Raw genomic sequence first — 26,345 nt, forward strand, 5'->3', positions numbered from 1 at the left:
ATGACCGCTGTTCAGGACGGCCCCGTGCGGGACGGCTCCGTGCGGGGTGGCGACGTCGTCCTCGACGTCGAGCACGTCACGTTGCGCTTCGGTGGCGTGATCAGCCTCAACGACGTGTCGGCGCAGATGTACCGGGGCGAGATCCTCGCTGTCATCGGGCCGAACGGCGCGGGCAAGACCTCGCTGTTCAACTCCCTCACCGGGGTCTACAGCCCCCAGGAGGGACGCATCACCGTGACCGCCCGCGAGGGCGCTGCCGCCGTGAGCGTCATCGGCATGAAGACGCACCTCATCAACCGCCTCGGTGTCGCCCGGACGTTCCAGAACATCCGGTTGTTCCCGGCCCTGACCGCGCTGGAGAACGTCAAGGTGGCGTTCGAGACGAGACAGAAGTCGGGCCCCGTCTCGGCCATGCTGGGCCTGCCCCGCCAGCGTCGGGAGGAGCGCGAGAGCACGGCGCAGGGCTATGCCCTGCTCAAGGAGGTCGGCCTCGATCAGCGTGCCAACGACCTCGCCGGTTCGTTGGCCTACGGCGAGCAGCGGCGGCTCGAGATCGCGCGCGGGCTGGCGACCGACCCGGGAGTGCTGCTGCTCGACGAGCCGGCGGCCGGTACCAACCCGGTCGAGAAGCGTGAACTCGCCGAGCTCATCACCCGGATCAACACCGAGCGCAACATCAGCGTGCTGCTCATCGAGCACGACATGAAGCTCGTCATGTCCGTCGCCGACCGGATCGTCGTCCTGAACTTCGGGGAGAAGATCGCCGAGGGCACGCCGCAGCAGATCCAGAAGGACCCGGCCGTGGTCGCGGCCTACCTCGGCAGCAGCACCGAGGAGGCAGCCGAGACCATGGGTGACCAGCCCGAGCTGCATCTCATCGACACCCACGCCCCGGCGCACCCTGCCGAGCACCATGCCGAGCACCCTGCCGAACTGGACGCCGACGATGCCTGACGCCCCCTCGCTCACCAAGGACGCATCGGCCGCACCGACGCCGCTGCTCGAGGTCGACGACATCGAGGTCCGGTACGGGGCCATCGCCGCGCTCAAGGGCATCAGCTTCACGGTCAACACCGGCGAGATCGTGGCCCTGCTCGGGGCCAACGGGGCCGGCAAGACCACCACCCAGAAGACCGTGTCGGGCATGCTGTCGCCCGCGCTCGGCAGCATCACCCTCGAGGGCCGGCGCATCGACGGCATCCCTGCCCACGAGCTGATCAAGCTGGGCGTCTGTCACGTCCCGGAGGGGCGCCACGTCTTCCCCCGGATGACCGTCGCCGAGAACCTGGACATGGGGGCGTTCCGCTTCAAGTCCGTCGACGCCGACGACATGGAACGGGTGCTGACGATGTTCCCGCGGCTGCGGGAGCGGTTCCGCCAGCAGGCCGGCACGCTGTCCGGCGGTGAGCAGCAGATGCTGGCCATCGGCCGGGCCATCATGGGCAAACCGCGGTTGCTCCTGCTCGACGAGCCGTCGATGGGCCTGGCGCCGCTGATCGTGGCCCAGATCTTCGAGATCATCCGCGAGATCAACGACAGCGGGGTGACGGTGCTGCTCGTCGAGCAGAACGCCGCCCAGGCCCTCGCGCTGGCCGATCGCGGGTACGTGCTCGAGACGGGCGAGATCGTGCTCGAGGGCACGGGTCGCGAGCTGCTCGCCGACGACCGCATCCGGGCCGCCTACCTCGGCGAGGAGATCGCGGTCTCCTAGCCCCGCCGGGGCTGCGCGGCCCGGCCCGGGGCGTGCCGTCGCTACCTCGGGTACCCGGTCTGCCGTGTCCCGAATGCGCGTTCTATGGTTGCGCCTGCACCTACATCGGGTGGAGAGTCAGTGCGGCGCACGGCGCCGTGGGTAGGCACGCAACGTCTGGAGGGAGACGTCGTGACGCGTTCGGTGGTGCGGGTACGGCCGGCCGGAACCAGCGATGTGCCCGACCTGACCCGCCTGATCGGCGCGATCGACACCGGCAGCGGGGTGTTCAGCGGCAAGGCCCTGGCCGACCCGAGCGAGGAGCACCTCACCGAGCGGCTGCACCAGATCCTGGCCGAGCCGGAGCGCGTGCTGCTCGTCGCCGTGGCCGAGGACGAAGTCGTGGTCGGCATGCTGGCCGCCCGCTGCGACGAGATCGGTGCCATCGACCTGACGCCCGTCCTGCACGTCACCCACCTGCTCGTCGCCCCGCGGCAACGTCGGCGCGGCACGGGCCGGGCCCTGCTGGCCGGCGCCGTGCACCTCGCCGAGGACCGGGGTGTCGACCGCATCCTCGCGACCGCCGCGGCCGGGTCCCGGGAGGCCAACCGGTACCTGGCCAGGCTCGGTTTCGCGCCTCTGGTCGTGCACCGTCTGGCCCCGACCACCACCCTGCGCCGCAGCCTCGGCATGACCGACGCCGGCGCCGGTACCGCGGTGCTGCGCCGTGCGCGTCTCGCGCGCAGCCACCGGCCCGCCGCGGTCGCACGTGCGGCGAGCCGCGGGGCCTGACGCCTGTCGGAGGCGCCGCCTAGGGTGGAGGCGTGGCCACCAAGACCCCGAGCACGCCAACTCCCAGACTGCTGCTGCTCGACGGGCACTCCCTCGCCTACCGCGCCTTCTACGCGCTGCGCGAGGTCGAGATGTCCACCACGACCGGCCAGCCCACCAACGCCGTGTTCGGCTTCACCTCGATGCTCATCAACCTGCTGCGCGACGAGGAACCCACCCACGTCGCGGTGGCCTTCGACGTGTCCCGCAAGACGTTCCGGAGCGAGGTCTACACCGCCTACAAAGCCGGTCGCAGCGAGACGCCCGATGATTTCCGGGGCCAGGTCACCCTCATCCGCGAGGTCCTCGAGGCCCTGCGCATCCCGGCGCTGATGGTCGACGGTTTCGAGGCCGACGACGTCATCGCCACCGTCACCACGCGGGCCACCGCGGCGGGCATGGACGTGCTGATCTGCACCGGCGACCGGGACGCCCTGCAGCTGGTCACCGACCAGGTCACGGTCCTCTATCCGCGCCGCGGGGTCAGCGACATGACCCGCTTCACCCCGGAGGAGGTCCAGTCGAAATACGACCTCACCCCGGCCCAGTACCCGGACTTTGCCGCGCTGCGGGGTGACCCCAGCGACAACCTGCCCGGTATCCCGGGGGTCGGCGAGAAGACCGCCGCCAAGTGGGTGCGCGAGTACGGCACGCTCCAGGAGCTCATCGAGCGCGTCGACACCGTGAAGGGCAAGGTCGGCGACGCGCTGCGCGAGCACGTCGCGTCCGTCGCGCTGAACCGCCGCCTGACCGAGCTGGTGCGCGACGTACAGCTCGACGTCGAGCTCGACGCCCTGGCCCGCCAGCAGTGGGACCGCGACGAGGTGCACCGCCTGTTCGACGACCTGCAGTTCCGGGTGCTGCGCGAGCGGTTGTTCGCCACCGTCGAAGCGGCCGCGCCCGAGGCCGACGAGGGCTTCGACGTGTCGGTCGAGCGGCTGGCCGTCGACGAGATCGCCCAGTGGCTCGACGAGCACGCCCGTGGCGCCGGGCGCGTCGGCGTTTCCTTCCGCGGCACGTGGGGGCGCGGCGTCGGCACGCTCACCGGCATCGGCCTGGCCGGTGCCGACGGCGCCGCGGCGTTCATCGACCCCGAGACCCTCAGCCCCGACGACGACAAGGTGCTCGCGTCCTGGCTCGCCGACGCCGGCGTGCCGAAGGCCGTGCACGACGTCAAGGGGCCGCTGCTGGCCCTGCGTCAGCACGGCTGGTCGCTCGCCGGGGTCAGCGACGACACCCAGCTGGCCGCCTACCTGCTGCGTCCGGACACCCGCGCCTTCGACCTCGCCGATCTGGCCCTGCGCTACCTGCATCGCGAGCTGCGCAGCAACGAGCTCGACGGCGAGTCCGGCCAGCTGACCCTCGACGGCGGCGTCGAGGAGTCCGACAACGCGCTCGCCGAGGTCGAGGCCGTGCGGGCCAGCGCCGTCCGCGATCTCGCCGACGTCTTCGACACCGAGCTGGACGCGAGCAACGCGCTCGATCTCCTGCACACCATGGAGCTGCCGCTGGCCTACGTGCTCGCCGACATGGAGGCGGTGGGGATCGCCACCGACACCGACGCCCTGCTGGACCTGCAGGCCGAGCTCGGTGCCAACGTGAAGACCGTCGAGCAGGACGCCCACCAACTGGTCGGGCGCGAGTTCAACCTGGGCTCGCCGAAGCAGCTGCAGGAGATCCTGTTCGACCAGTACGAGCTGCCCAAGACCAAGCGCATCAAGACCGGCTACACCACCGACGCCGACTCGCTGGCCGACCTGTACGCCAAGACCCAGCACCCCGTGCTGGAGCTGCTGCTGCGCCACCGCGAGGTCGCGCGGCTGAAGTCCGTCGTCGACGGGCTGCTGCCGCTGGTCGACGAGCACGGGCGCATCCACACCACGTTCAACCAGACGGTCGCGGCCACCGGGCGGCTGAGCTCGACCGACCCGAACCTGCAGAACATCCCGGTCCGGACCGCCGAGGGCCGACGCATCCGCGAGACCTTCGTGGTCGGCGAGGGCTTCGAGTCGTTGATGACCGCCGACTACAGCCAGATCGAGATGCGCATCATGGCGCACCTGTCCGACGACGCCGGCCTCAAGGAGGCGTTCAACACCGGCGAGGACCTGCACACCTTCGTCGCGTCGCGCGCCTTCGACATCCCCACCGACGCGGTCGACCCGGAGATGCGTCGCCGGATCAAGGCGATGAGTTACGGGCTGGCCTACGGGCTGTCGGCGTTCGGGCTGTCCAAGCAGCTCAAGATCGGCGCCGACGAGGCCCGCGCCCAGATGGACGCCTACTTCACCCGCTTCGGCGGGGTGCGCGACTACCTGCACTCGGTCGTCGAGGGTGCCCGGCAGTCGGGCTACACCGAGACGATCATGGGTCGCCGTCGCTATCTGACCAACCTCACCAGCGACAACCGCAACCTGCGCGAGATGGCCGAGCGCGCCGCGCTGAACGCCCCGATCCAGGGCAGCGCCGCCGACATCATCAAGGTGGCGATGCTGGGCGTGCATCGCGAGCTGTCCGAGTCGGCCCTGCGCTCGCGGCTGTTGCTGCAGGTGCACGACGAACTCGTGCTCGAGATCGCGCCCGGTGAGCGCGAGGCCGTCGAGGAGCTGGTGCGCCGTCAGATGGGCGGGGCCTTCCAGCTGGACGTGCCGATGGACGTGTCCGTCGGCGTCGGCCGGACGTGGCACGACGCCGCGCACTGACCCGTCGCCGCTCGGCCGTCCGTCCGTGAGGTAGTGCCGTCGGTCGCGTCGCAGAGGCGTGCCCGCTCAGCCGTGCGTCTTCTCGGCCTTGCTGCGCAGCACAACCGACCCGGCTATGCGCAGGGCCTGGCTGCGCGTCACCGGGGCCGACGCCGGCAACTGAATGTCCAGGTCCGTCGTGGCGTCGACGACGACGGCCACGATCGTCACGCCACTGTCCGTGCCGTAGCGCACCCGGCGCCCGTCGACACGCAGCGGGTACGCGCTGTCGGGGGTGCCGGCCCGGTCGTGCACGTCGACCACGATCACCGACGGGAAGTCCGGGCTGTTGCTCGGCGTCGCGGACGTCGGTGCGTAGAACGTGTTCGGGCCGGCGTGCCCGGAGTAGCGCCAACCCTCAGGCACGAGGCCGACGGCCACGGCGGCTGCCTTCGGGGTCGTCACCTTGACGAGGCTGCGAACCGGTGTGGACGCGGAGCTCAGCGACGCGGCAGCCCGTGACCGGACCGCCGCGGCCGAGGATGCGGCCGACACCGCGGCCTGCGCGGCCGAGCGGGCGGCGGCGGCTTCCGACGAGCGCACCTGGGGTGACGACGACACCGACGTCGCGGCCGGGCCGCCGGCCGGTGCGCTGCCGGGGCGGTGCCCGGACGACGGCAGCACCACGGCACCGACGACGAGCGCGGCGACGAGGGTCACCCCGCCCGCTGCAGCGGTGGCGTTGCGGCGGGTGCGGCGCCGGTGCTCGGCGCGTTCACGGATCACAGCGACGACCGCCGCTGGATCGTCGGCGGCCGACGGGTCGGCGCGTCGGGCGCGGCGTTCCAGGACGTCGCGCAGCGTCTCGCTGGTCATGGCGTCTCCGTACGGGTCAGGGGAGCGGGGGCACGGCGGTCGACCGGCCCGGCCTCGAGGCGCAGGGTGGCCAGCCCGCGCGAGACCGCCGAGCGCACCGTGCCCTCGGCGCACCCGAGGACCTGCGCGGACTCGGCGTAGTCGAGGCCCTGGTAGAAGCGCAGGACGAGCGCGGCCTGCTGCCGGCGGGGCAGGCGCGCCAGGCGCCGGTCGAGATCGTCGCGTTCGGCGACGTCCTCGCTGTGGTCGCGTCCCGGCGGTGTCGAGTGTTCGATGACGTCGGGTCCCAGGGTCGCCACCGTGCGGGTGTGCCACCGTCGCCGCCAGGACAGGAACTCGTTCGTGACCATGGTCATCAGGTAGGCGTTCGGCCGGTCCGCACCCCCGACGGTTTCCCAGCGCACGTACGCCCGGGTCAGGACCTCCTGCACGATGTCGTGCGCCTGGTGCGGGTCGCCGGAGAGCGCGGTCGCGTAACGCAGCAGCCCGGGGAGCTCTGCCGCCACGACGTCCTCGAACCGGTCCACATCCTCTTCGACGCGGCTCGACGTCAGCGTGTTGCAGGTCCTTCGGAGTCGGTAGGGGGAGGTGCGAACAGCAGGTGCTCGCGCACGACCTCGAGCCCAAAGGACCGGTACAGGCGCAGGGCGTCACGGTTCGTGGCCATGACCGCCAGACCGGCGGCAGTGGCCCCGGCGTCGCGCTGCCGGGCGAAGTAGGCAGCCATCACGGCCGTGCCGATCCCCTGACCTCGCTCGCTCCCGGCCACCGCGAACTGGTTGATCCATCCCGTGCCGTCGCTGTGGGTGCGACCGATCGCGGTACCCACGATGCGTGGCCCGCGACAGGCGAGCAGCGGTAGCTCCTGCGGCAAGCGGCCCATGACGAACAGCCGCTGCCACTCCTCGAGCGGGCGCAGGTCGTGCCCGGGCTCGTCGGCGAAACGCGCGTCGTCGTAGATCAGCCGGTGCAGGGCCACCGCGTCGTCCGGCGCGTAGTCGCGCACCGTCACGCCGTCGGCCCACGTCGGTGCGGGCAGTGACCAGCCGTCGTCGAAGGCACGGCGCAGGTCGAACACCGAGTGGCGGTGGGTCCAGCCCCGCCCGGCCAGGGTGTCGCGCAGCACCGTGTCGCGGTCGAGCACCGAGACGCGCTCGCCGTGTCCGCCCTCGAGCCAGCCCAGCAGGTCGGCGTGGACGGTGGGGGCGTCGGCGTCCGGGTCGACGACCAGGCCCGCCTCCGTCGAGAACCGCCAAGCCGCGGCGACGAGACGGTCGCCGTCGGACACGAGCCGGGTGTTCACCGACAGGTCGCCGACCAGGTCGAACCGCTCCGTCGTCTCCCGCTCGTCGGTCTCCGGCGCGCCGAACCAGGCGGTGTCGTGGCGGCGGTGCAGGTCGGCGACCGCCGGGACGTCGGCGCGGGTGGCGGCCCTGATCGTCACAGTGGGAGCCGGCGGAACACCGCACGCGGCAGCACCCGCAGGCCGAGCATGACCCAGCGCAGCAGGCCGGGGACCCACACGGTCCGGGTACCACGGCCGAGCTGGGCCGCGACCGCGTCGGCCACCGCCGCCGGGTCGGTCGCGAGCGGCGCTGCGGCCAGGCCCGCCGTCATCCGGGAGCGCACGAACCCGGGCCGCACGACGAGCACGGACGCACCGCTGCCGGCCAGCTCGTCCCCGAGCCCGGTCGCGACCGCGTCGAGGCCGGCCTTCGTCGACCCGTACACGAAGTTGCTGCGCCGCGGCCGCTCGCCGGCGACGGACGACAGCACGACGAGCACGCCGTGCCCCTGCTCGCGCAGGCGCTGCGCCACCCAGAGCATCATCGACACCGGCCCGACGTAGTTCGCGGTCAACACCGCGACCGACGACGCGGGGTCGGCGAGCATCGCTGCCTGGTCCGGCAGCACGCCCGCAGCGACGACCGTGACGTCGATGTCGCCCTTGGCGAACGCGGCGGCGGCGACCTCGGCATGGTCGGCCGGCGCGGTGGCGTCGAAGTCGACCACCTCGACGTCGTCCACGCCGTGGGCGCGGACCTGCTCGGCGGCCTCGTCCAGCCGCCGGCCCGGACGCCCGGCCAGGACCACCCGCCGGAGCCGTCCGCCGTCGGCCAGTCGTGCGACGATCGCCAGCCCGATGTCCGACGTGCCACCCAGGAGCAGCACGGATTGCGGTGCGTGCAGCCCGTCGATCACAGGGCGAGCCTACGGGCGAGATCCGAGGCGAAGACGCCGCGCGGGTCCAGGTCCGCGCGCACGGCCCGCCACTCGTCGAGCCGTGGGTACATGCCGGCCACCAGGTCCGGCCGCAGGCGCGCGTCCTTCGCCAGATACACCCGGCCGGCGGCCGCGGCGACCAGCTCGTCGCAGTCGTCCAGCACCGCGTGCAGCGCCGGGTCGGCCGGCAGGTCGACGGCCAGCGTCCAGCCCTCGACGGGGAAGGAGAGGTGACCCGACGCGCCGGGGCCCAGGCGTTTCAGGACGACGAGGAACGCCGGCGCGCGCCGCCGTCGCAGCAGCTCGAGCACCGCGACGCACCCGGACGCCGTCGGCGTCGCGCACTGGTACTGCACGAACCCGGCCGCGCCGTAGAGCCGGTTCCAGCCCGATACCCGGTCGAGCGGGAAGTGCCCGGCGTCCAGCGGCACCACCTGGCCGCGGGACCGGCGCGGCGAGCCGTGGAACCGCGCCGCGTTGAAGGCCGCGATGCGGCGCGGGGTGAGGGTGCGGGCGGGCGTCCACGCGGGCGTCGGCAGGCCTCGTCGCGGGCGGCGGTCGAGCGGCTCGTGGCCTGCGGGCACGGCTCCGAGCAGGGCGTGGTCGGCCTGGTCGAGCACGCCCCGGAGGCGGCGGCTGGTCGTGTCGATCCAGGCAGCACGGTGCTCGCGTCCACGACCGTCGTCGAGAGCGGCGAGGAGGTCGTCGAGGTCGTCGTAGCGCGTGCGGTCGAGCGTCAGCCAGGCCGTCGCGACCGGCGCGGTCTGCAGTCGTACCGCGGTGATCACGCCCGTCAGCCCGGCCCCGCCGGCCGTTGCGTCGAACTCCGGGTTGCCGGCAGTCAGCACGCGGGTTCGTCCTGTTCCGTCGACGAGCTCGACGTCGGCCACGTGCCGGGCGAACGACCCTCGCAGGGGATGGTTCTTGCCGTGGACGTCGAACGCCACGGCCCCGCCGACCGTGACCCGGCTCGTGCCCGGCAGCACGGGCAGCATCCGGCCACGCGGCACGACGTGGGCCAGGACGTCGGCCAGGGTCGCTCCCGCGCCACACGTCACGGTGCCGTCGGGTTCGAGCGGGCCCAGCGCGGTGAGGTCACGTGTGGACACCACCGTGCCGCCGCCGTTCTGCGCGGCGTCGCCGTAGGAACGGCCCGCGCCCCGGGCGAGCACACCCCGTGGGCCGGCCGACGCCACGACGGACGCCACCTCGTCGGTCGAGACGGGGTGGACGACGGACGCCCGGCTCGGCGCGGTCCGCCCCCAGCCGCTGAGCAGGGCCGGGTCAGCCACGGACCGCGAGCAGGAAGATGGCGAACCAGGCGACACCCAGGAACTGCAGGGTGCGGTCGGTGACCAGGAACCGCTCGGGTGCCTCGGCGCGTCCGGCGTCGGCGTCGAGCAGGTAGCGCAGCAGGGCGACCACGAGCGGCACGATCGACAGTGTCGCCCACGGGAAGCCGGTCCGGTGGGCCCCGACATCGAAGGCCCAGAGCACGTACGCCGACATCGTGACCGCAGCTGCGATTCCCAGCACCATGCGCAGGTAGGACGCGTGGTAGCGGGCCAGCATCGGCCGGGTGACGGGTTCCTTCCCGTCGAGCTGCACGAGTTCGGACAGCCGCTTGCCGGCCACCAGCACGAGCGACCCGAAGCCGGCGACGAGCAGGAACCACCGCGACAGCGGGATGTGGTTGGCCGGACCACCGCCCACCGCGCGCAGCAGGAACCCCGACGCGACGATGCACAGCTCGACGACCGGCTCGTTCTTCAGGCCCAGCGAGTAGGCGATGTTCAGGACCAGGTAGATCCCGATGACCAGGCGCAGGGAGTTGGTGCTGCACAGGGCGATCGACGCACCGGTGCAGACCACGGCGATGATCAGCGCGGTGCGCACCGGCACCGCGCCGCTGGCGACGGCACGCAGCCGTTTGCGGGGGTGATGACGATCGCGTTCGACATCGCAGACGTCGTTGACGCAGTACACGGCGCTCGCCGCGAGGCAGAAGGCGACGAAGGCCTGTGCGGTCGCGATCGCGACGTGCTCGCGGCCGAGCATGCCGGCGGCGAGCGGTGCGGCCGCGACCAGCACGTTCTTGATCCAGTGCTCCGGCCGCAGGATCGCGAGGTACGGCGGGAGCGCGACCCGTCGGGTCGACGCCGACACCGTGGTCACGGGCGGCCCACCGTCTCGAGCAGGTCCGCGAAGTCCTTGACGGTCGCGTCCCACGTGTAGCGCCGCGCGTGCGTGATCGCCTCGGTACCCATCCGGCGCAGGGTGTCCGGGTCGCGCACCAGCGTGCCGACTGCGGCGACGAACCCGTCGACGTCGTCGTGCGGTACGAGCACCCCGGTGACGCCGTCGACGACCGACTCGGTGAGACCGCCGCTCTGCGCGAAGGCGATGCTCGGCGTGCCGCGCGCGCCGGCCTCGACGACCACCAGGCCCCACCCCTCCTTGACCGACGGGACGAGCAGGATCCAGCTCTCGGCGAGCAGGCGGTTGCGCTCGTCCTCGGACACCCATCCGACGAAGCGCACGGCGTCGGTGAGGCCGCGGTCGGCCGCGTGCCGTCGCAGCGGCTCGGACCACCACCCGCGTCCGGCCACGGTCAGCACCAGGTCGGGGAACTCCTCGCGCAGCGTCGCCACCGCGTCGAGCGCGATCTCGATGCGCTTGTGGGGAACCAGACGGCTCAGTGACAGCAGCGTCGGGCTCGTGGACTTCGGTGCGGTGCACTCGGCGGGCGCGTCCGTGCCGTTGTGCACGACCCGGATGCGCTCGGGGTCGAGGCCGAGACCGGCGAGCTCGGTGCGCGTCGCGTCCGAGACGGTGACGTACTGCTGGCGGCGGTTCACCCACGGCGCCAGCCGGGACTCGGCCCACCACCCGATGCGGGCGCGGACCGGCCCGAACAGCACCTGCCACTGCTCGCGGTGCACGTGGTGCACGAGGACCACGACCTTGCTGCGTCGGGCCCACAGCCGCGCCAGGAACGGGACGCCGTTGTGCACCTCCACCACGACGTCCGGCCGCCCGAGGTCCCCGCGCAGGTAGGCCCGGGCTGCGTGCAGGTACACGCTGTGGCGTCCGCCGCGACGCAGGATGCGGACGCCGTCGGGCAGACGCTGCTCGGCCGGCGCGTCGCCGTGCCTCGAGCAGAACAGGGTGACGTCGTGCCCGAGCTGCGCCAACCCGGCCGCGACCCGTTCGACGTAGAGCTCGGACCCGCCCCCCTCGGGGTGGGTCGTGTCCCGCCAGTTGAGGAAGACGATGCGAGGGCGCGCGCGAATCGGTTCGCGCGCACGCGACAAGGCAGACATTCTCACCACAATCGACCGGCCGGCACCGGTTATCGACGGTTAATGTACGGTACCGGCGGTGTTGCCGGACACCACTGCCCAAGCTCGTCTGGAGACTGACCGAACGTGCCGTCTGCTGGACGTTCGACGACGCTGATCTGGCGGCTCAGACAGCTCGTGATCTGCCTGGCGCTCACGGGTTTCGCCTTCAACTCGGGGTCCGGACTGCTCACCCCGGACACCAAGCTCGACCTCGACGTCGACCCCGCCGCGTTCCTCGCCCGGTCCCTGCATCTGTGGGACGCGCAGGGGTTCGCGGGCCAGACGCAGGACCAGGCCTACGGCTACCTCTTCCCGATGGGCCCGTTCTTCCTCGCGGGGCACGCGGTCGGGCTGCCGGCCTGGGTCGTGCAGCGGTCGTGGTGGTCGTTGTTGCTCTGCGTCGCGTTCCTCGGCGTCGTGCGGCTGGCGCGCGCCCTGGGCCTCGGCAGCTCCTGGTCGCGGCTGCTCGCCGGGGTCGCGTACGCCGCGTCGCCGCACATCCTGAGCCTGCTGGGAACCAACTCCGTCGAGATCCTGCCGATGTGTGTAGCGCCGTGGATCGTGCTGCCGCTCGTGCTCGGTTCCCGCAGTGGCGCGTCGGCGCGTCGAGCCGGGTTGCTGTGCGGCCTCGCCGTGCTGTGCATGGGCGGGGTGAATGCGGCCGCCGACCTCGCTGCCGTCGTCCCCGCGGCACTGTGGCTGCTGACCCGACGCGTGAGCCGCGACTCGATCAGGCTGGCCCTCTGGGCCGTGGCCGGCGCGGTCCTGGCCACGCTGTGGTGGGTCGTCCCGCTGCTGCTGCTCGGTCGCTACAGCCCACCGTTCCTCGACTACATCGAGAACGCGCGCATCACGACGTCGACCACGGCGCTGGCCGAGACGCTGCGCGGCACCTCGGACTGGGTCTCCTACCTGCCGACGGACGGCAACCCGGCCGGCCGCCTGCTGCTGACCCAGCCCGTCCTCGTGCTCGAGTCGCTGCTCGTGGTCGCCTTCGGCCTGGCCGGCATCGCGCTGCGTCGTACCCCGCACCGCGTGTGGCTCGTCGCCTGCCTGGCCTTCGGGCTGGTGGCCGTCACCTTCGGGCACGGAGCGTCGATCGGCAGCGTCGCGGCGGCGGGCGAGCGGTCGATGCTGGACACGCTGCTGGCGCCGTTGCGCAACATCCACAAGTTCGACGTGCTGATCCGGCTCCCGCTCGTGCTCGGCCTGGCCCACGTCGTGCCGCGCCTGCGCTGGGGTCGGACGGTCCTGGACCGCCGCGTGACCTCGCGGGTCGGGGCGGCGGTCGTCGCCATCGCCGTGATCGGCACGGCGACGCCGCTCCTCGCGCTGCGGTTGAACGCGCCCGGCAGTTTCACGGCCCTGCCGACGTACTGGCGCTCGACCGCGTCGTGGCTGCACCGCCACGACGGTGACCGGGGCCGTGCGCTGCTGCTGCCCGCGTCCCGGTTCGGTCAGTACGCCTGGGGCAGCCCGCTGGACGAGCCGCTGCAGGCGCTCGCGTCGTCGCCGTGGGAGGTGCGCAACGCGATCCCGATGACGAGCCCGGGGCACATCCGCATGCTCGACGCCGTCGAGACCGCGCTCGCCGACGGCGCCGGTTCGCCGGACCTCGCTGCGTACCTGGCGCGGACCGGCATCCGGTACCTGGTGGTGCGCAACGACCTCGACGTCACCGGAGTGTCGGCCACCGAACCGGTGCTCGTCGCTGCCGCGCTGACCGCGTCGCCGGGCATCCAGGTGGTGAAGAATCTCGGGCCGCCGACCGGCATCGCGAACGGGCAGCTCGACCAGGGCCTGCGCGGCAGCTTCCCCAGCGTGCAGATCTACCGCGTGTCCGCTCCGGGCGAGGGTGACGCGCGGGTCACCACCGCCACGACGGGGTCCACGGTGCGTCTCAGCGGTGGGCCGGAATCGCTGCTGTCGACCCCGGGCGTCGTGGCTCAGGGTCGGCCGGCCGTGCTCGCCGGCCAGCCGGGTGACTCCCTCGGTTCGACTGTCGTGCTCACCGACGGCAACCGGCGCCAGGAGGTCAATTACGGCGGCCCGGTCGGGCAACGCTCGGCCACGCTGACCGCGACGGACGACGGCCGGCTGCGCCGCCGCGTGATGAACTACCTGGCCGTCGACGGCGTCCGCCACCAGAGCGTCGTGCGCTTCGTCGGCGCACGCGACGTCACCGCGTCGTCGTCGGCGTCGGACGCCACGAACGCCACCGCGCCCGAGCCGTCGGCGCAGCCGTACGCCGCCTCCGACCGCGACCCCCGGACGGCCTGGCAACCGGCCGTGGGGACGGCACCGGTCGGGCAGTGGTTACGGGTCGACCTCGACGGTCGCCCGTCGCTGTCGTCGGTCACCGTCACCCAGTCGGCCGCGGCGACGCAACGCATCACCGAACTCAGGGTCACGACGCAACGCGGGTCGAGCGACGTCGCGGTGCCGGCCGGGAACGGCGCGGTGGCCGTGCCGGTGCCGTCCGGACCTACCTCGTTCCTGCGGCTCGAGATCGCTGCGGTGCGCGGCCCGCTGACCGGCCATGTCGGTGTCACCGCGGTCGACGTCCCCGGCGTCCGCATCGGGCGGACGCTGGTCCTGCCCCGCGACACCCCGCGTGACCGCGCCGTCGACACGGTCGCGCTGAGCGCGGGGCCGGCCCGCACGGGTTGCCCGCTGCTCGGCAACGAACCGTACTGCGCCGCCGGGCTCGCCCGTCTCGGCGAGGACGACGCCGGCCTCGACCGGTCGTTCACGACCGGCCGCGGCGCGGCCTACCGGCTCGGGGTGGCTGTCGTGCCCACGGCCGGATCGGCGCTCGATGCGCTGATCGCCCGCAACGCTCGCTACGCGCTCACCGCCACGGCCAGCTCGTCCGCCGTCGACGACCCGCTCGCCGCACCGCAGACCGCCGTCGACGGGGACACCGGCACCGGTTGGATCGCCGCATCCACCGATCGCGACCCCTCCATCACCCTGCGATGGAAGCAGACCCGCTCGGTCGGCTCGCTCAAGGTCGTGAAGGACGACTCTCTGGCCGCGACACGACCGGACGCGCTCCGCATCACCGACGCGAAGGGCCAATCGGTCCTGGCGGCGGTCGAGCCCGACGGCTCCGTCCGGTTCCCGGCGCTGCGCACGAACCGGCTGACGGTGCACCTGCTCAGCGGCACCGGTCTGCGCACGAGCGTCGACTCGTCCGTGGGGCCGGGGCGGCTCGGTCTCGGGCTCAGCGAGATCCGGGTGCCCGGCGTGGCCACGACGTCCCGGGCGGCCACCGAGAACGTCGCCGTCCACCTCCGGTGCGGCTCCGGGCCGTCGGTCGTGATCGACGACGCGGTCGTGCAGACGTCGGTCGACACCACGGTGGGAGCGCTCCGCGACCGTGTCGGGATCGAGGCCCACCCCTGCGGGACCTCCGACGTCACGCTCGCGGCGGGCGGGCACCGCGTGACGATGGCGTCGTCGGCGTTGTTCACCGCCGCCTCGGTGACGCTGCAGCGGCGGGCGGCAACGACCTCGGCGGGCCCGGCCGCGTCGGTGCGCTCCTGGGGTTCGACCGCACGCAGCGTGCACCTCGCGGCCCGGAGCTCGTCGGCCCTGCTCGTCGTCAACGAGAACGTCAACGCCGGCTGGCACGCGACGGCCGGCGGCCACACCCTGCGGGCCGTGGCCGTCGACGGCTGGCGGCAGGCCTACGTCGTGCCCGCCGGGGCGGCCACGACCGTCCACCTCACCTACGGACCGCAGACGGAGTACGCGGCCGGCCTGATCGTCGGCGCGGTGGCCGTGGCCGTGCTGCTCGGGCTGCTCCTGGTGCCGGCACGCCGCCGCCGGGCCACCGACCTGGGTTCCTACCGGCCGGACGTCGTGACCACGGCTCTCGGCGCCGCGGCTGCCGTGCTCGTCGGCGGCTATGCCGGGCTGGCGGTCGCCGTGCTCGTGCCGGTCGCCGGGGCGCTGGTGGTGCGCCTCGTGACCGGTGTCGTGGCCGGTCCGCGCGCACGAGCCGCGGTCGTACCGGCGCTGGCGGCCGCGGCCGCCGTCCTGGCCGGGCTGCGCCTGGCGGTGGGCCATTACGGCACCACGCACTACGTCGCCGACTCCGCCTCGACGCAACTCCTGTGCCTGATCGCCGTGGTCGCTGCGACGTCCGGCGGCTTGGTCACGCGTCTGTCGCGACGTCCGGGGGCCGCGTCGGGGCCGACCGACGCCGCGACGGGACGAGCCGACGCAGACTCATCGCCGGGCGTTCGAGCCAGCGGAACGCCAGACCGGCCACCGGGATCGTCAACGCCAGGGTGAGCAGGTAGATCGTCACCACGCTGCCGCTGCCCAGCGGTGAGTCGAGCAGGTTCTGCACGCCCTCGAGCACGAGCAGGTGCAGCAGGAAAACGCCGTAGGACACGTCGCCGAGGTAACGCATCGGCCGGTTGGCGAGCACGGCCAGGACGAGCGGCGAGGCTCCGAACACCGCCGGCCAGACCAGAGCCGCGGCGACGACGAGGTAGAGCAGCGAGCGCACCAGGCCCTGCTCCGGCGTACGGAAGGTGAGCCCCAGCGGCCCCGACAGCGGGGTGACGACGAGCAGGTAGGCGCACGCGGCGATCGACCAGCACACCCCTGGATGCGCGCCGAGTTCACGGATCCAGGCCAGCCGCGGCGCCTCGTCGGGCGTCACCGTCGTCAGATGGGCGTGCACGCCGGCCATGGCCATGCCGGCCGCGAACCACCCGATGGTCGAGGGCAGCCACAGCTGCGCCGTCGCCAGCCAGGCCGCGCCGGAGGACCAGAAGTACAACGTCCACACCACGCCGAGCACGACGAGGCCGGCGCAGACCAGCGTCGCGGCCCACAGCAGGCCGAGACGGCCCCGCGCGAGACGCACGATCAGCACCGCGAACGCGGGCAGCACGAGGTAGAACAACGCCTCGGTGCACAGGCTCCAGGTCTGGGTCACGCCGTTGCGCAGCCAGCCGGGCCGGTAGATCTGCAGCAGCGCGAAGTGCCGCAGCCAGTCACCACTCGTCGCGTTCCGGTTGGACCTCAGCAGCAGCAGCGCCGCGGTGACCGTGACCCAGTACAGCGGCAGGATGCGCAGGGCGCGGCGCCAGAGGTAGGCGACGAGTCGCACGGGCTGACGCCCTTCGACGTGCGCGACGAACCACTCCCGGGACAGCAGGAAGCCGGAGATGACGAAGAAGATGGCCACGCCGACGTCGAGGTGCGCCAGGATCGACGACCCCGGCCCGCGGGAGTAACGACCGGTGGCGAAGGCGACGTGGGTCAGCACCACCGCGCCGACGGCGACGGCGCGCAGGCCGTCGAGGGCGGGGAAGCGGTTGTGGTCCGGCGCGCCGTCGGTGGTGGCGGGCGCCGGCCCGGACGCCTGTTCCTCGGTGGTCGTCACGGCCCGGTCCCCGGGGTCGGCACGGCGTCGCCGACCTGCACCCTGGCCGTGCACAACGCGCCCGAGCTCAGGCCGTCGATGGTGATGTGGTCGACCGCTCCGGTGGACATGACGTACACCGCGTGCAGGCCGGCGGCGACGTGGATCGGTGTGGCGAGCGAGCCGGCCCGCACCGTCGTCGTCGCCGCCTTGCTGGCGATGTACTCGATGCGGACGTACCACGTCCACGGGAATGTCTTGTGGGTCAGCGCGATCCTCGTCGGCGCGGAGTCCACCCGCCACCCGCAGGCGCCGTCCGGGCCCGGGCGGGCCGCGACCCCGTTCACGCCGGCCAGGCGCGCGTGTCCCGTCCTGTCCAACACGTAGAGGCTCGACGTCGTGTCACCGGGACCGAACCAGGTGGGCCGCGGGCTGTCGTGTCCGACTAGCGATCGCAGGGTGTTGTAGGGATAGACCCAGTGCCATACCGCGCGGTCCGGTGCCTGGCCGTCGGCCAGCATCAAGCTGTGCCCGGTCTGCGCCAGGTCGTGCCGCGCGTTGGCGAAGTACGGCTTGGCGTAGTTCGGGCGCCAGTAGCGCTCGTACCCGTTGCTCGAGGCCACCGAACTGACGACGTAGACGAAGGACACGGCGACGACGGCCACGAACGCGATGCCAGTCGGACGGGCCGGGACGTCGAGGACGGCGCGGTAGGCCGCGAGGGTCTCGCGGGTGGACGCGCGGGGCACGAGACGCTGCGGCTCGCCGCGCGCGAAGTCGCCGGCGACGGGCATGAACGACAGCCCCAGGACGAGCACGACGACGAGCGCGAGATCGGTGCTGTAACGGTACTCGGTCCCGATGGAGGGGCCGACCACCGTGGCTCGGCTGTTGGCCACCAGGAACAACGTGGCCGCGGCGTAGCCGAGGGCCAGGAACCAGCCGAACGACGCGCGGACCCACAGCGCGAACGAGGCGGCGACGACGGCGGCCGCGGCCAGCGTGGCGAGCCAGACGACGGCCTGTGGCGGGTTTGCCACGGCGGCGTTCCACCCGACCGGGTGCCAGCTCCACGGCCCGGAGAACAGCCCCGGCAGGACGGCGTGGCCGTACAGCTCGGTGCCCAGTGTGAACGTGCTGCCGACGCTGGCCCCGCCGCGGGTGGGAGAGGGCACCTCGGCCACGTAGTAGCCGGCGTAGCCAAACGCGACCACGCCGTAGGCGATCCAGAGCCACCAGTGCGCACGGGCGACGCGCAGCACCCGCCGCACGCCGGTGCCGCCGCCGAAATACAGCACCGTGAACGCCGCGATGAACGGCACGATCAGCAGGGTCTTCTCGGAGAACAGCAGACCCGCGACCACTGCGGCGACGGCGGCGGCACCACGCCACCACGCACCGGTCCGCAGGTACCGCACGTGCATCAGCAGGGCGGTCGCCATGGCGAGCTGGAGGGGCAGCTGGTTGATCGCCGCCGCCCACCACACGAACGCCGGCAGGTTCATCGGCGAGAACAGGTACACGGTGAGCGGGATCAGGATTCCGGGTCGTGGCCCGAAGAGCTCGCGCAGCAGCCGGAACACGACGAACCCCGTGAGCGCCTGCACGGCGACGTCCAGCGTCGCCACGGGCACGAAGTTCATCGGCCACAGATCGGTGAGGACGCGGATGACCGCGAACCCGCCCGGCATCAGATGGCTGTTGTAGTCGTGCAGCAGGTAGGCGCGGCTCCAGAACGGCAGCGCTCGGGCCCGGCCGATGAAGGCGAAGTCGTCACCGACGAACCATCCGCGGTAGCACAGCCATCCGCGGTAGGCGGCCTGTACGGCGATGAGGCCGAGCGCGATGCGCAGCACGAGCCGACCGGCGTCGGGCGCTGCTCGCGCGTCCTCGGACGGGGCCGCGGCGGCGGTTTCGGTGCGCGTGGACGTGCTCACGGCGACACCTCGGCGGTCACCGGGTCGAGCGGGGTCACCGGGCGCGGAGCGGGCCGGCGCAGCGTGACCACGATGATGACCGCGGCGCCCACCGCGACCACGACCGCCACCAGCGACGCGACCGTGGTCGCGCTCGTATCCCGGTCGAGCGGGGCGACGACGAGGACCTCGGCCAGCATGGTCATCCACACGACGGCCGTCAGCCCGGAGCGTCGCACCGCGAGGGCGGCGAGGACGGCGAACTGGACGAGAGCCAGGAAGGACCCGGTCGCGGCGTAGATCCAGCCGGTGTGTACCAGGCCGTGGTAGCCACCGCCGACGGCACCGACGACGAGCCCGCCGGCCAGCGCGGTCCCGAGGACGACGGCAGCCCCGATCGCCGCGATGAGGGCCAGCGCCTCGCGGACCGTGCGGCGGTGGTGCTGGTGCGAGGCCAGGCGGCTGAACACCAGGGTGCCCACCGTCTGCGGGAGCCACAGCGCGGCGCGGGTGATGATCGAGCCGGCCGCGTACTGAGCGGCGGCGCCCGATGCGAGCACGTGCCGCGCGAGCAGCAGGTCCAGGCTGCTCAGCAGCAGCACGCTGCCGTGCCCGTGGCCCGCGTGCAGGATCTCGCGCAGCAGGCCGAGCCCGTGGTCGACCGTGCGGTGCACGTCGGGTCGGGACAGGGTGAGCCCGACCGCCACCGCGACCAGGGAGCCGACGGCCACACCGGCGACGGCCGCGGTCGCCGACCGTCCGACGGCGAGTCCGAGCAGCCCCCCGCCGGACCGGCCGGCCTGCTGGATCGCGGTGAGCGCGGCGAACCTGCCGAACCGGGCGGCGCCCTGGGCGAAGCCGAGCAGCGGGCCGAAGCAGGTGGTGGGCACGACGGCGGCCGCGACCAGGACGGGGCCCAGGGCGCCGGACAGGTGCAGGAACGTCGTCAGCGGTTCGGCCAGGGCCGCGAGCACACCGCCGCAGGCCAGCGCGAGCCCGGCGACGGTCACCAGGACACCGGCGGTGTCGCCGGCCGCCCTGCGCCGCGCGGCGACGGTCTGCACCGCAATGGCCGGGACGGTGCCCACGAGCAGGACGCCGAGCAGCGACACCAGCTCGCCGAACGCGTCATGGTCGAGCGCGCGTGCGCCGGCCAGCAGCAGGACATAGGCCAGTAGGTTCCCGGCCACGGCGGTCGCGGGCACGGCGAGCACCGCACTGCGGGCGCAGCGCGTCGTCAATCCCTGCAACGGGGTGGTCAACATGGGTCCATACGTCGGTACCGGCACCGCAAGGTTGCCTGCCCCGTCGGCCTTGCGCAAGCGACGCACCGCGGCGCTCTGGTCTGGCGCCGGCCGTGGCCATCCTTGCTACAGTGCCTTGCCGGTTTCAAACGTTTGGGGTTTGTCATGCGCACTGTCGTGTCCTCGGTTGCTGCTGCCCTGGTGGCGCTCGCTCTCGCTGCCGTCGCGGCCTATGGAGTGGTGGCCGCCAACACCAGCGCGCCGTCCAAGAACCCCGCCGGGCAGAACCACAACGGCGACGTCGGCTCGAACTCCGCCTTCTACGGCAACTGACGCCGATGGCTCACGACGGCATGGCGGACGGTCAGGAGCCGCGTCGAGGTGGCACCGCGCGACGCGTCTTCGGCGTCCTCCTCATCGGCGTCGGCGTCTTCGGGATCGTGATGGCGTTCGTCTTCCCGTTCGTCATCGTGCCGCACTCGAAGAAGACCCCGCTCGACCTCGACATCACGCAGCGTTCCAGCGGCCCGGCCAAACTGCTGGACCCGAAGACCAACACCCTGCAGAACGTGCAGCTGCGGGCGACGCGGGTCGTCAAGACCGATTCCAAGTACTCGAACGACACCGACACGACCGTCAACGAGACGCTGTGCATCGTCAAGGTCGTCGGCAACACGCCGGACTGCACGAAGGACAGCCGGCTGCTGAGCCTGACCACCGATCGCGTCACGGCCAACCGCAAGAGCGGCGAAGCGGTGCACGTCGCGGGTTGGAACGAGAACGTCAACGGCAAGTCGGTGCGTCACACGGGGCTGTCGTACAAGTTCCCCATCGACACCGAGAAGAAGACGTACCAGTTCTACGAACCCGATCTGACGGCCGCGTTCCCGGCGACCTACCAGGGCACCGAGAAGGTCAAGGGGCTCAAGACGTACAAGTTCGTGTCGAACACCGGTCAGCAGAAGTACAAGCTCTTCGGCACCATCGCCGGCTTCTACACCGACACGCGGACGGTGTGGGTCGAGCCGCAGACCGGCACGATCGTCAAAGGCACCGAGCACCAGGTGCAGAACCTGGGCGACGCGAACGGCAAGCCCGGCCAGCTGGCTCTCGACACCACGCTGAGCTTCGAGGACAGCGCGATCACGTACCAGACCAACTACGCGAAGAGCAAGATCGACGATCTCAAGCTCGCCGGTGTGTGGGCGCCACTGGCCTGCGGCATCGTCGGTCTCCTCGCCCTGGTCGGCGCCTTCCTGCTCCTCGGGCGCAGACGACGCCCGGCCACGGGTGGGGACGGTGGCCAGCACCGTCCCGGCGGCGGCCCCGGGGACGGCCCGGACGACGGTTCGGACTACGACCCGAACTACTCGCCCTTCGCGGGCAGCACGCACACGTAGATCGCGGTCCCGGGCAGGATCGCCCCGCGCAAGGGCGACCACTGACCCCACACCTGCGTGTGACCCGCGGGCCACTCGGGCTCGACGACGTCGACGAGCTGCAGGCCGGCCGCGGTGATCTCGCGGACGCGGTCGCCCAACGTGCGGTGGTGCTCGACGTAGGTCGGCATGCCGTCCTCGTCGTACTCGACGTAGGGCGTGCGGTCCGAGTACGGCATGGTGGCGACCAGTCCGCCCGGCCCGGGGTCGTCCGGGAACGCCCAGCGGGTCGGGTGGGTGGTCGCGAACACCCATCGACCGCCGGGGCGGAGCACCCGCGCCACCTCGCGCATCAGCCGGGCGCTGTCGGCCACGAACTGGATCGCGCCGAACGCCGTGAAGGCGAGGTCGAAGGACGCGTCCCGGAACGGGATGTGTTCGGCGTCGGCCTGCACCAGCGGCACGTCGAGACCGGTGTCGGCGTTGCCGGTGCGCGCGTGGCGCAGCATGCCGCCGGAGAGGTCGAACGCGAACGGGTGGGCGCCCTGCCCGACCAGCCAGCGCGAGCACATCGCCGCGCCGCAACCGACCTCCAGGATGCGGCGACCGCGCACGTCGCCCAGCAGGTGCGCGTCCTGCTCGCGCAGGTTCTCGGGGCACCACACGAAGTCGGCCTCGCCGAGGAAGCGGCCGTGCTCGGCCTGGTAGCCGTCGGCGTCGGTGTCCCACCACGCGCGGCTGGCCCGCACCGAGGTGGGGGAGTCGGCCGGGCGGCGCCCCACGCCGACCGCCTGCCCGACCGAGCCGTCACCGGAGGACATACGCCGACCCTAGTGTTCTGCAGGTTACCGATGAGTAGGGTCCGTGCCATGCCGCTTCCGCTGAGGACCCGCGTGTTCTGGGGCCTGTACCGCACCTTCGACGTCGCGCCCGCCATGCAGCAGCCGGCCGACAAGGTCCGCAAGGCCGCCGACCGCCGGGCCAAGTCGCTCGCCCTGCCCGGGTCCAGGTTCATCGTGGGCCGGACGGATCCGCGGGTCACGGTTCGCGACGACACCGCCACGCTGCCCGACGGCACGGCCCTGCCCATCCGGGTCTACCGGCCCGGCGCCGCCCCGTCAGGGGAGCGGCTGCCCGTCGTCCTCAACTTCCACGGGGGCGGCTGGGTGTCGGGCAACATGCGGCAGTCCGAGTGGTGGGCCAGCTCCGTCGCCGCGGAGGCCGGCGTCGTGGTCGTCTCCGTCGGCTACCGCCTCGCCCCCGAGCACCCGTATCCGAGCCCGCCGGAGGACTGCTACGCGGCCACCGTGTGGGTGGCCGAGCACGCGGCCGACCTCGGGGTCGACGCCGAGCGGCTCGCGGTCATGGGCGACAGCGCCGGCGGCAACCTGGCCGCGGTGGTGGCCATGATGGCCCGCGACCGCTCGGGCCCGGCGATCGCGCTGCAGGTGCTGCTCTACCCGTCGGTCGACTTCGTCGGCGACTACCCGTCCGAGGACGAGAACGCGCACGCGCCCGTCCTGGCCAAGAAGGACCTCGACAACGTCCCGGACCTGTACTTCCACGGCACCGATCACGAGCGGGGGGAGCCGTACGCCTCGCCGCTGCGCGGCACCCACGAGAACCTGCCGCCGGCGCTGATCCAGACGGCCCAGTACGACCCGTTGCGCGACCACGGCCTCGCCTACGCGGCGGCGCTGCGAGAGGCGGGGGTCGCGGCGCGCCACACCAACTACGTGAACGCCGTGCACGGCTACATCTCGCTGCCCGGGGTCGTTCCCGCGGCGCGGCAGGCGCTGGGCGAGGCCGCAGCCGAGATCCGCAGCGCGCTGGGAGCCGGCTGACCGCCGCAGATTTCGGCGAAGCTGAGCGGGCGGGTATTGTCGTATGTGGACAGGTCTGCGGCCTCGATCAGGCGTAGGCCCCAGAAATCAGGCCTCTCCGCGACCGACCACTCACATTGTCAGGATCCATCCACTCAATGACGTCCACCGTAGAAGCACCGGCCGGCTCGACCACCTCGGGCGGCACCCCGCAAGTAGCCATCAACGACATCGGCACCGCTGAGGACTTCCTCGCAGCCATCGACCAGACGATCAAGTACTTCAACGACGGCGACATCGTCGAGGGCACCATCGTCAAGGTCGACCGGGACGAGGTCCTGCTCGACATCGGCTACAAGACCGAGGGCGTCATCCCCTCGCGCGAACTCTCGATCAAGCACGACGTCGACCCCAACGAGGTCGTTTCCGTGGGCGACGAGGTCGAGGCCCTGGTCCTCCAGAAGGAGGACAAGGAAGGCCGCCTGATCCTGTCCAAGAAGCGCGCGCAGTACGAGCGCGCCTGGGGCACGATCGAGGAGAAGAAGGACAACGACGAGGTCGTCGAGGGCACCGTCATCGAGGTCGTCAAGGGCGGTCTGATCCTGGACATCGGCCTGCGCGGCTTCCTGCCCGCGTCGCTGGTCGAGATGCGCCGCGTGCGCGACCTGCAGCCCTACGTCGGCAAGACGCTCGAGGCCAAGATCATCGAGCTCGACAAGAACCGCAACAACGTGGTGCTCTCGCGCCGTGCGTGGCTCGAGCAGACCCAGTCCGAGGTGCGCAGCGAGTTCCTGAACAAGCTGGCCAAGGGCCAGGTCCGCACCGGTGTCGTGTCCTCGATCGTCAACTTCGGTGCGTTCGTGGACCTCGGCGGCGTCGACGGTCTCGTGCACGTCTCCGAGCTGTCCTGGAAGCACATCGACCACCCGTCCGAGGTCGTCGAGGTGGGCCAGGAGGTCACCGTCGAGGTACTGGACATCGACCTGGACCGCGAGCGCGTCTCGCTGTCGCTCAAGGCGACCCAGGAAGACCCGTGGCGGCACTTCGCCCGCACCCACCAGATCGGCCAGGTCGTGCCCGGCAAGGTCACGAAGCTGGTTCCGTTCGGTGCGTTCGTCCGCGTCCAGGACGGCATCGAGGGTCTGGTGCACATCTCCGAGCTGGCCGAGCGTCACGTCGAGATCCCGGAGCAGGTCGTCAACGTGGGCGACGACCTTCTCGTTAAGGTCATCGACATCGACCTCGAGCGGCGCCGCATCTCGCTGTCGCTCAAGCAGGCCAACGAGGGTGCGCTCACCGACGACTCGTTCGACCCGGCGCAGTACGGCATGGAAGCCCAGTACGACGACAAGGGCAACTACATCTACCCCGAGGGCTTCGACCCCGAGACCAACGAGTGGCTCGAAGGCTACGACGAGGCTCGCGAGGCGTGGGAGAAGCGTTACGCGTCCGCGCGGGAGCGTTTCGAGGCGCACAAGAAGCAGCTCGAGGACGCGCAGAAGGCCGATGCCGACGCGGCGTCGGACTCCGGCGAGGCAACGTCCTACAGCTCGGACGCCCCGTCGACCGGCGACGAGTCGGCCGACACCGGCGGCTCGCTGGCCTCCGACGAGGCGCTCGCCGCGCTGCGGGAGAAGCTCGCCGGCCGCTGAGCAGCAGCCATTGACGAAGGGCCCCGGGATGACCTCCCGGGGCCCTTCGTCGTTCTTGGCTGACGTCCTCCACCTGCCCTGCGCCCGAGTGGTCAGTTGCGTGTCGAGTGGTCGCCTGCAGCTGACCATTGGGCGCAGAACCGACCACTCGGGTGTGTGGACGCGGCCGGCGACTACGGTCACCCTCATGCGCGTCGGGCTGACCGGGGGAGTGGGGTCGGGCAAGAGCACGGTGGCGCGGCTGCTGGCCGAGCACGGTGCCGTGGTGATCGACGCCGACGCCGTCGCCCGCGAGGTCATGGCCAAGGGCACCCCGAGCCTGGCGCAGGTCGTCGACGCGTTCGGCGAACACGTGCTGACCGCGGACGGCGAGCTGGACCGTCCGGCCGTCGCCGCGCTCGTGTTCTCCGACGAGCAACGGCTGCAGCAGCTGAACGGCATCATCCACCCGCTGGTCCGCGCTCGCGTCGCCGAAGTGGTGGCCGCCACCGATCCCGACGACGTCGTCGTGCACGACGTGCCGCTGCTGGTCGAGACGAACCCGTCGGGCGACGGGTACGACCTCGTCCTGGTCGTGCAGGCCTCGTTGGCAACCCGTCTCGCCCGCCTGGCGGAACGGGGGATGGGCGAGCAGGACGCGCGAGAGCGGATGGCCCGCCAGGCCGACGACGAGCAGCGCCGGGCCGTCGCCGACGTGGTGATCGACAACGACGGCTCGCTGGCTGATCTGCGTAGCGAGGTGGAGCGCGCCTGGGTGCGGATCGTCGCTGCGCAGGGCGGCTGAGGCCCCACCTGAGTTGGAGGGCGTCGAGCGCATCGGATAGAGTCGTCGATCGGCGCGCGGCACGAAAATTGTCGCGAGTCTGCGGACGTAGCGCAGCTGGTAGCGCATCACCTTGCCAAGGTGAGGGTCGCGGGTTCGAATCCCGTCGTCCGCTCGAAGGCACCGTCTCGTCAGTACGGCGGCGTGGCCGAGTGGCTTAGGCAAGGGCCTGCAAAGCCCTGTACGCGGGTTCGATTCCCGCCGCCGCCTCGACAACATCACCGCCGGCAACGGCGGTGTGCATAAGGGCGATTAGCTCAGTGGGAGAGCACTACCTTGACACGGTAGGGGTCACTGGTTCAATCCCAGTATCGCCCACCAAACGCGCAGGCCGGCGGGTCCACGTTGCGCGACGTTCAACCCGACGGGACCAGGACCCGCAGTTCCCGTCGGGATCGCAGACCCAGCTTGGTGAAGATGTTCCGACGACGGGACTCCCGTCGGGCTCGCCCAGGACTACGCACTGGTCAAGGGTTC

Annotated in this window: 20 protein-coding genes, 3 tRNA genes and 1 pseudogene; 13 read left to right on the forward strand and 11 right to left on the reverse strand. The window is 72.0% G+C overall.

Features of this window, described 5'->3' with window-relative positions:
* The 4 genes from ACFFCA_RS08105 (at position 1) to polA (ending at position 5,223) form a co-directional block, all read left to right on the forward strand.
* Positions 1-954, forward strand: a complete 954-nt coding sequence (locus ACFFCA_RS08105; protein ID WP_375483594.1) for an ABC transporter ATP-binding protein — start codon at positions 1-3, stop codon at positions 952-954.
* Complete coding sequence (locus tag ACFFCA_RS08110) at positions 947-1,711, forward strand: ABC transporter ATP-binding protein (RefSeq protein ID WP_375483596.1); 765 nt, start codon at positions 947-949, stop codon at positions 1,709-1,711. The genes ACFFCA_RS08105 and ACFFCA_RS08110 overlap by 8 nt, the downstream gene beginning before the upstream one ends.
* 171 nt (positions 1,712-1,882) lie before the next feature.
* Positions 1,883-2,482 (forward strand): GNAT family N-acetyltransferase, encoded by a 600-nt coding sequence (locus ACFFCA_RS08115; RefSeq protein WP_375483598.1) that lies wholly within the window; start codon positions 1,883-1,885, stop codon positions 2,480-2,482.
* 32 nt (positions 2,483-2,514) lie between these two features.
* A complete protein-coding gene (gene polA, locus ACFFCA_RS08120; RefSeq protein WP_375483600.1) occupies positions 2,515-5,223 on the forward strand; it encodes a DNA polymerase I in 2,709 nt (902 codons plus the stop codon).
* A 66-nt stretch (positions 5,224-5,289) separates the two neighbouring features.
* Here polA and ACFFCA_RS08125 read toward each other — a convergent pair whose 3' ends face one another.
* Genes ACFFCA_RS08125 through ACFFCA_RS08155 form a run of 7 tightly spaced genes read right to left on the reverse strand, consistent with a single transcriptional unit; the run spans position 5,290 to position 11,615 of the window.
* Positions 5,290-6,078, reverse strand: a complete 789-nt coding sequence (locus ACFFCA_RS08125) for a hypothetical protein (RefSeq protein WP_375483601.1) — start codon at positions 6,076-6,078, stop codon at positions 5,290-5,292.
* Entirely contained in the window at positions 6,075-6,605 is a 531-nt protein-coding gene (locus tag ACFFCA_RS08130) for an RNA polymerase sigma factor (protein WP_375483603.1), read from the reverse strand. The genes ACFFCA_RS08125 and ACFFCA_RS08130 overlap by 4 nt, the downstream gene beginning before the upstream one ends.
* A gap of 23 nt (positions 6,606-6,628) precedes the next feature.
* Positions 6,629-7,522 carry a GNAT family N-acetyltransferase gene (locus ACFFCA_RS08135; RefSeq protein ID WP_375483605.1) on the reverse strand — a complete coding sequence of 298 codons (894 nt, stop codon included), beginning with the start codon at positions 7,520-7,522 and terminating at the stop codon, positions 6,629-6,631.
* Entirely contained in the window at positions 7,519-8,280 is a 762-nt protein-coding gene (locus ACFFCA_RS08140; RefSeq protein WP_375483607.1) for a decaprenylphospho-beta-D-erythro-pentofuranosid-2-ulose 2-reductase, read from the reverse strand. Before ACFFCA_RS08140 ends, ACFFCA_RS08135 begins: the two co-directional genes overlap by 4 nt.
* Entirely contained in the window at positions 8,277-9,593 is a 1,317-nt protein-coding gene (locus ACFFCA_RS08145; protein WP_375483609.1) for an FAD-binding protein, read from the reverse strand. Before ACFFCA_RS08145 ends, ACFFCA_RS08140 begins: the two co-directional genes overlap by 4 nt.
* Positions 9,586-10,476 carry a decaprenyl-phosphate phosphoribosyltransferase gene (locus tag ACFFCA_RS08150; protein ID WP_375483611.1) on the reverse strand — a complete coding sequence of 297 codons (891 nt, stop codon included), beginning with the start codon at positions 10,474-10,476 and terminating at the stop codon, positions 9,586-9,588. The genes ACFFCA_RS08145 and ACFFCA_RS08150 overlap by 8 nt, the downstream gene beginning before the upstream one ends.
* On the reverse strand, positions 10,473-11,615 hold the full coding sequence (locus ACFFCA_RS08155; RefSeq protein WP_375483613.1) for a glycosyltransferase family 4 protein: 1,143 nt from the start codon (positions 11,613-11,615) through the stop codon (positions 10,473-10,475). The genes ACFFCA_RS08150 and ACFFCA_RS08155 overlap by 4 nt, the downstream gene beginning before the upstream one ends.
* 114 nt (positions 11,616-11,729) lie before the next feature.
* Here ACFFCA_RS08155 and ACFFCA_RS08160 point away from each other — a divergent pair, with 114 nt between their 5' ends.
* On the forward strand, positions 11,730-15,947 hold the full coding sequence (locus ACFFCA_RS08160) for an alpha-(1->3)-arabinofuranosyltransferase family protein (protein WP_375483615.1): 4,218 nt from the start codon (positions 11,730-11,732) through the stop codon (positions 15,945-15,947).
* Between the two features lie 25 nt (positions 15,948-15,972).
* Here the strand turns inward: ACFFCA_RS08160 and ACFFCA_RS08165 are convergent.
* From ACFFCA_RS08165 to ACFFCA_RS08175, 3 genes and pseudogenes are all read right to left on the reverse strand, one after another.
* A pseudogene (locus ACFFCA_RS08165) lies at positions 15,973-17,106 on the reverse strand (acyltransferase family protein); the annotation flags it as partial.
* Positions 17,049-18,968, reverse strand: coding sequence for a hypothetical protein (locus tag ACFFCA_RS08170; RefSeq protein ID WP_375483617.1), 1,920 nt, complete (start codon positions 18,966-18,968; stop codon positions 17,049-17,051). The pseudogene ACFFCA_RS08165 and the gene ACFFCA_RS08170, both read right to left, overlap by 58 nt.
* Positions 18,965-20,212, reverse strand: coding sequence for a hypothetical protein (locus tag ACFFCA_RS08175; RefSeq protein WP_375483619.1), 1,248 nt, complete (start codon positions 20,210-20,212; stop codon positions 18,965-18,967). Before ACFFCA_RS08175 ends, ACFFCA_RS08170 begins: the two co-directional genes overlap by 4 nt.
* Before the next feature lie 144 nt (positions 20,213-20,356).
* Between ACFFCA_RS08175 and ACFFCA_RS08180 the strand changes: the two genes are divergently transcribed.
* The gene (locus ACFFCA_RS08180; RefSeq protein ID WP_375483620.1) at positions 20,357-20,524 is read left to right on the forward strand and encodes a hypothetical protein; all 168 of its coding nucleotides are present in this window, start codon (positions 20,357-20,359) and stop codon (positions 20,522-20,524) included.
* Positions 20,525-20,529: 5 nt separating this feature from the next.
* A complete protein-coding gene (locus ACFFCA_RS08185) occupies positions 20,530-21,591 on the forward strand; it encodes a DUF3068 domain-containing protein (RefSeq protein WP_375483622.1) in 1,062 nt (353 codons plus the stop codon).
* Here ACFFCA_RS08185 and ACFFCA_RS08190 read toward each other — a convergent pair.
* Complete coding sequence (locus ACFFCA_RS08190) at positions 21,558-22,391, reverse strand: class I SAM-dependent methyltransferase (protein ID WP_375483624.1); 834 nt, start codon at positions 22,389-22,391, stop codon at positions 21,558-21,560. The genes ACFFCA_RS08185 and ACFFCA_RS08190 overlap by 34 nt on opposite strands.
* A gap of 48 nt (positions 22,392-22,439) precedes the next feature.
* Here ACFFCA_RS08190 and ACFFCA_RS08195 point away from each other — a divergent pair, with 48 nt between their 5' ends.
* The 6 genes from ACFFCA_RS08195 (at position 22,440) to ACFFCA_RS08220 (ending at position 26,189) form a co-directional block, all read left to right on the forward strand.
* Positions 22,440-23,414: an alpha/beta hydrolase gene (locus ACFFCA_RS08195; RefSeq protein WP_375483626.1), complete on the forward strand. Its 975-nt coding sequence runs from the start codon at positions 22,440-22,442 to the stop codon at positions 23,412-23,414.
* Between the two features lie 137 nt (positions 23,415-23,551).
* The gene (gene rpsA / locus ACFFCA_RS08200; protein ID WP_375483628.1) at positions 23,552-25,045 is read left to right on the forward strand and encodes a 30S ribosomal protein S1; all 1,494 of its coding nucleotides are present in this window, start codon (positions 23,552-23,554) and stop codon (positions 25,043-25,045) included.
* Positions 25,046-25,232: 187 nt separating this feature from the next.
* A complete protein-coding gene (gene coaE, locus ACFFCA_RS08205; protein WP_375483630.1) occupies positions 25,233-25,829 on the forward strand; it encodes a dephospho-CoA kinase in 597 nt (198 codons plus the stop codon).
* An 81-nt stretch (positions 25,830-25,910) separates the two neighbouring features.
* Positions 25,911-25,983: transfer RNA gene (locus ACFFCA_RS08210), tRNA-Gly, on the forward strand.
* Between the two features lie 23 nt (positions 25,984-26,006).
* Positions 26,007-26,078: transfer RNA gene (locus tag ACFFCA_RS08215), tRNA-Cys, on the forward strand.
* 36 nt (positions 26,079-26,114) lie between these two features.
* Positions 26,115-26,189 (forward strand) — tRNA-Val (locus ACFFCA_RS08220).
* The last annotated feature ends 156 nt before the right edge of the window (positions 26,190-26,345 follow it).

This window comes from uncultured Jatrophihabitans sp., assembly GCF_964252635.1.
Classification (GTDB): Bacteria; Actinomycetota; Actinomycetes; order Mycobacteriales; family Jatrophihabitantaceae; genus Jatrophihabitans.

Bases quoted from the DNA above. Each gene is read 5' to 3' on its own strand.
- ACFFCA_RS08105 (WP_375483594.1), top strand. From the start codon at position 1: ATGACCGCTGTTCAGGACGGCCCCGTGCGGGACGGCTCCGTGCGGGGT.
- ACFFCA_RS08110 (WP_375483596.1), top strand. From the start codon at position 947: ATGCCTGACGCCCCCTCGCTCACCAAGGACGCATCGGCCGCACCGACG.
- ACFFCA_RS08125 (WP_375483601.1), bottom strand. From the start codon at position 6,078: ATGACCAGCGAGACGCTGCGCGACGTCCTGGAACGCCGCGCCCGACGC.
- ACFFCA_RS08175 (WP_375483619.1), bottom strand. From the start codon at position 20,212: ATGTTGACCACCCCGTTGCAGGGATTGACGACGCGCTGCGCCCGCAGT.
- ACFFCA_RS08180 (WP_375483620.1), top strand. From the start codon at position 20,357: ATGCGCACTGTCGTGTCCTCGGTTGCTGCTGCCCTGGTGGCGCTCGCT.
- ACFFCA_RS08185 (WP_375483622.1), top strand. From the start codon at position 20,530: ATGGCTCACGACGGCATGGCGGACGGTCAGGAGCCGCGTCGAGGTGGC.
- ACFFCA_RS08190 (WP_375483624.1), bottom strand. From the start codon at position 22,391: ATGTCCTCCGGTGACGGCTCGGTCGGGCAGGCGGTCGGCGTGGGGCGC.
- ACFFCA_RS08195 (WP_375483626.1), top strand. From the start codon at position 22,440: ATGCCGCTTCCGCTGAGGACCCGCGTGTTCTGGGGCCTGTACCGCACC.
- rpsA (WP_375483628.1), top strand. From the start codon at position 23,552: ATGACGTCCACCGTAGAAGCACCGGCCGGCTCGACCACCTCGGGCGGC.
- coaE (WP_375483630.1), top strand. From the start codon at position 25,233: ATGCGCGTCGGGCTGACCGGGGGAGTGGGGTCGGGCAAGAGCACGGTG.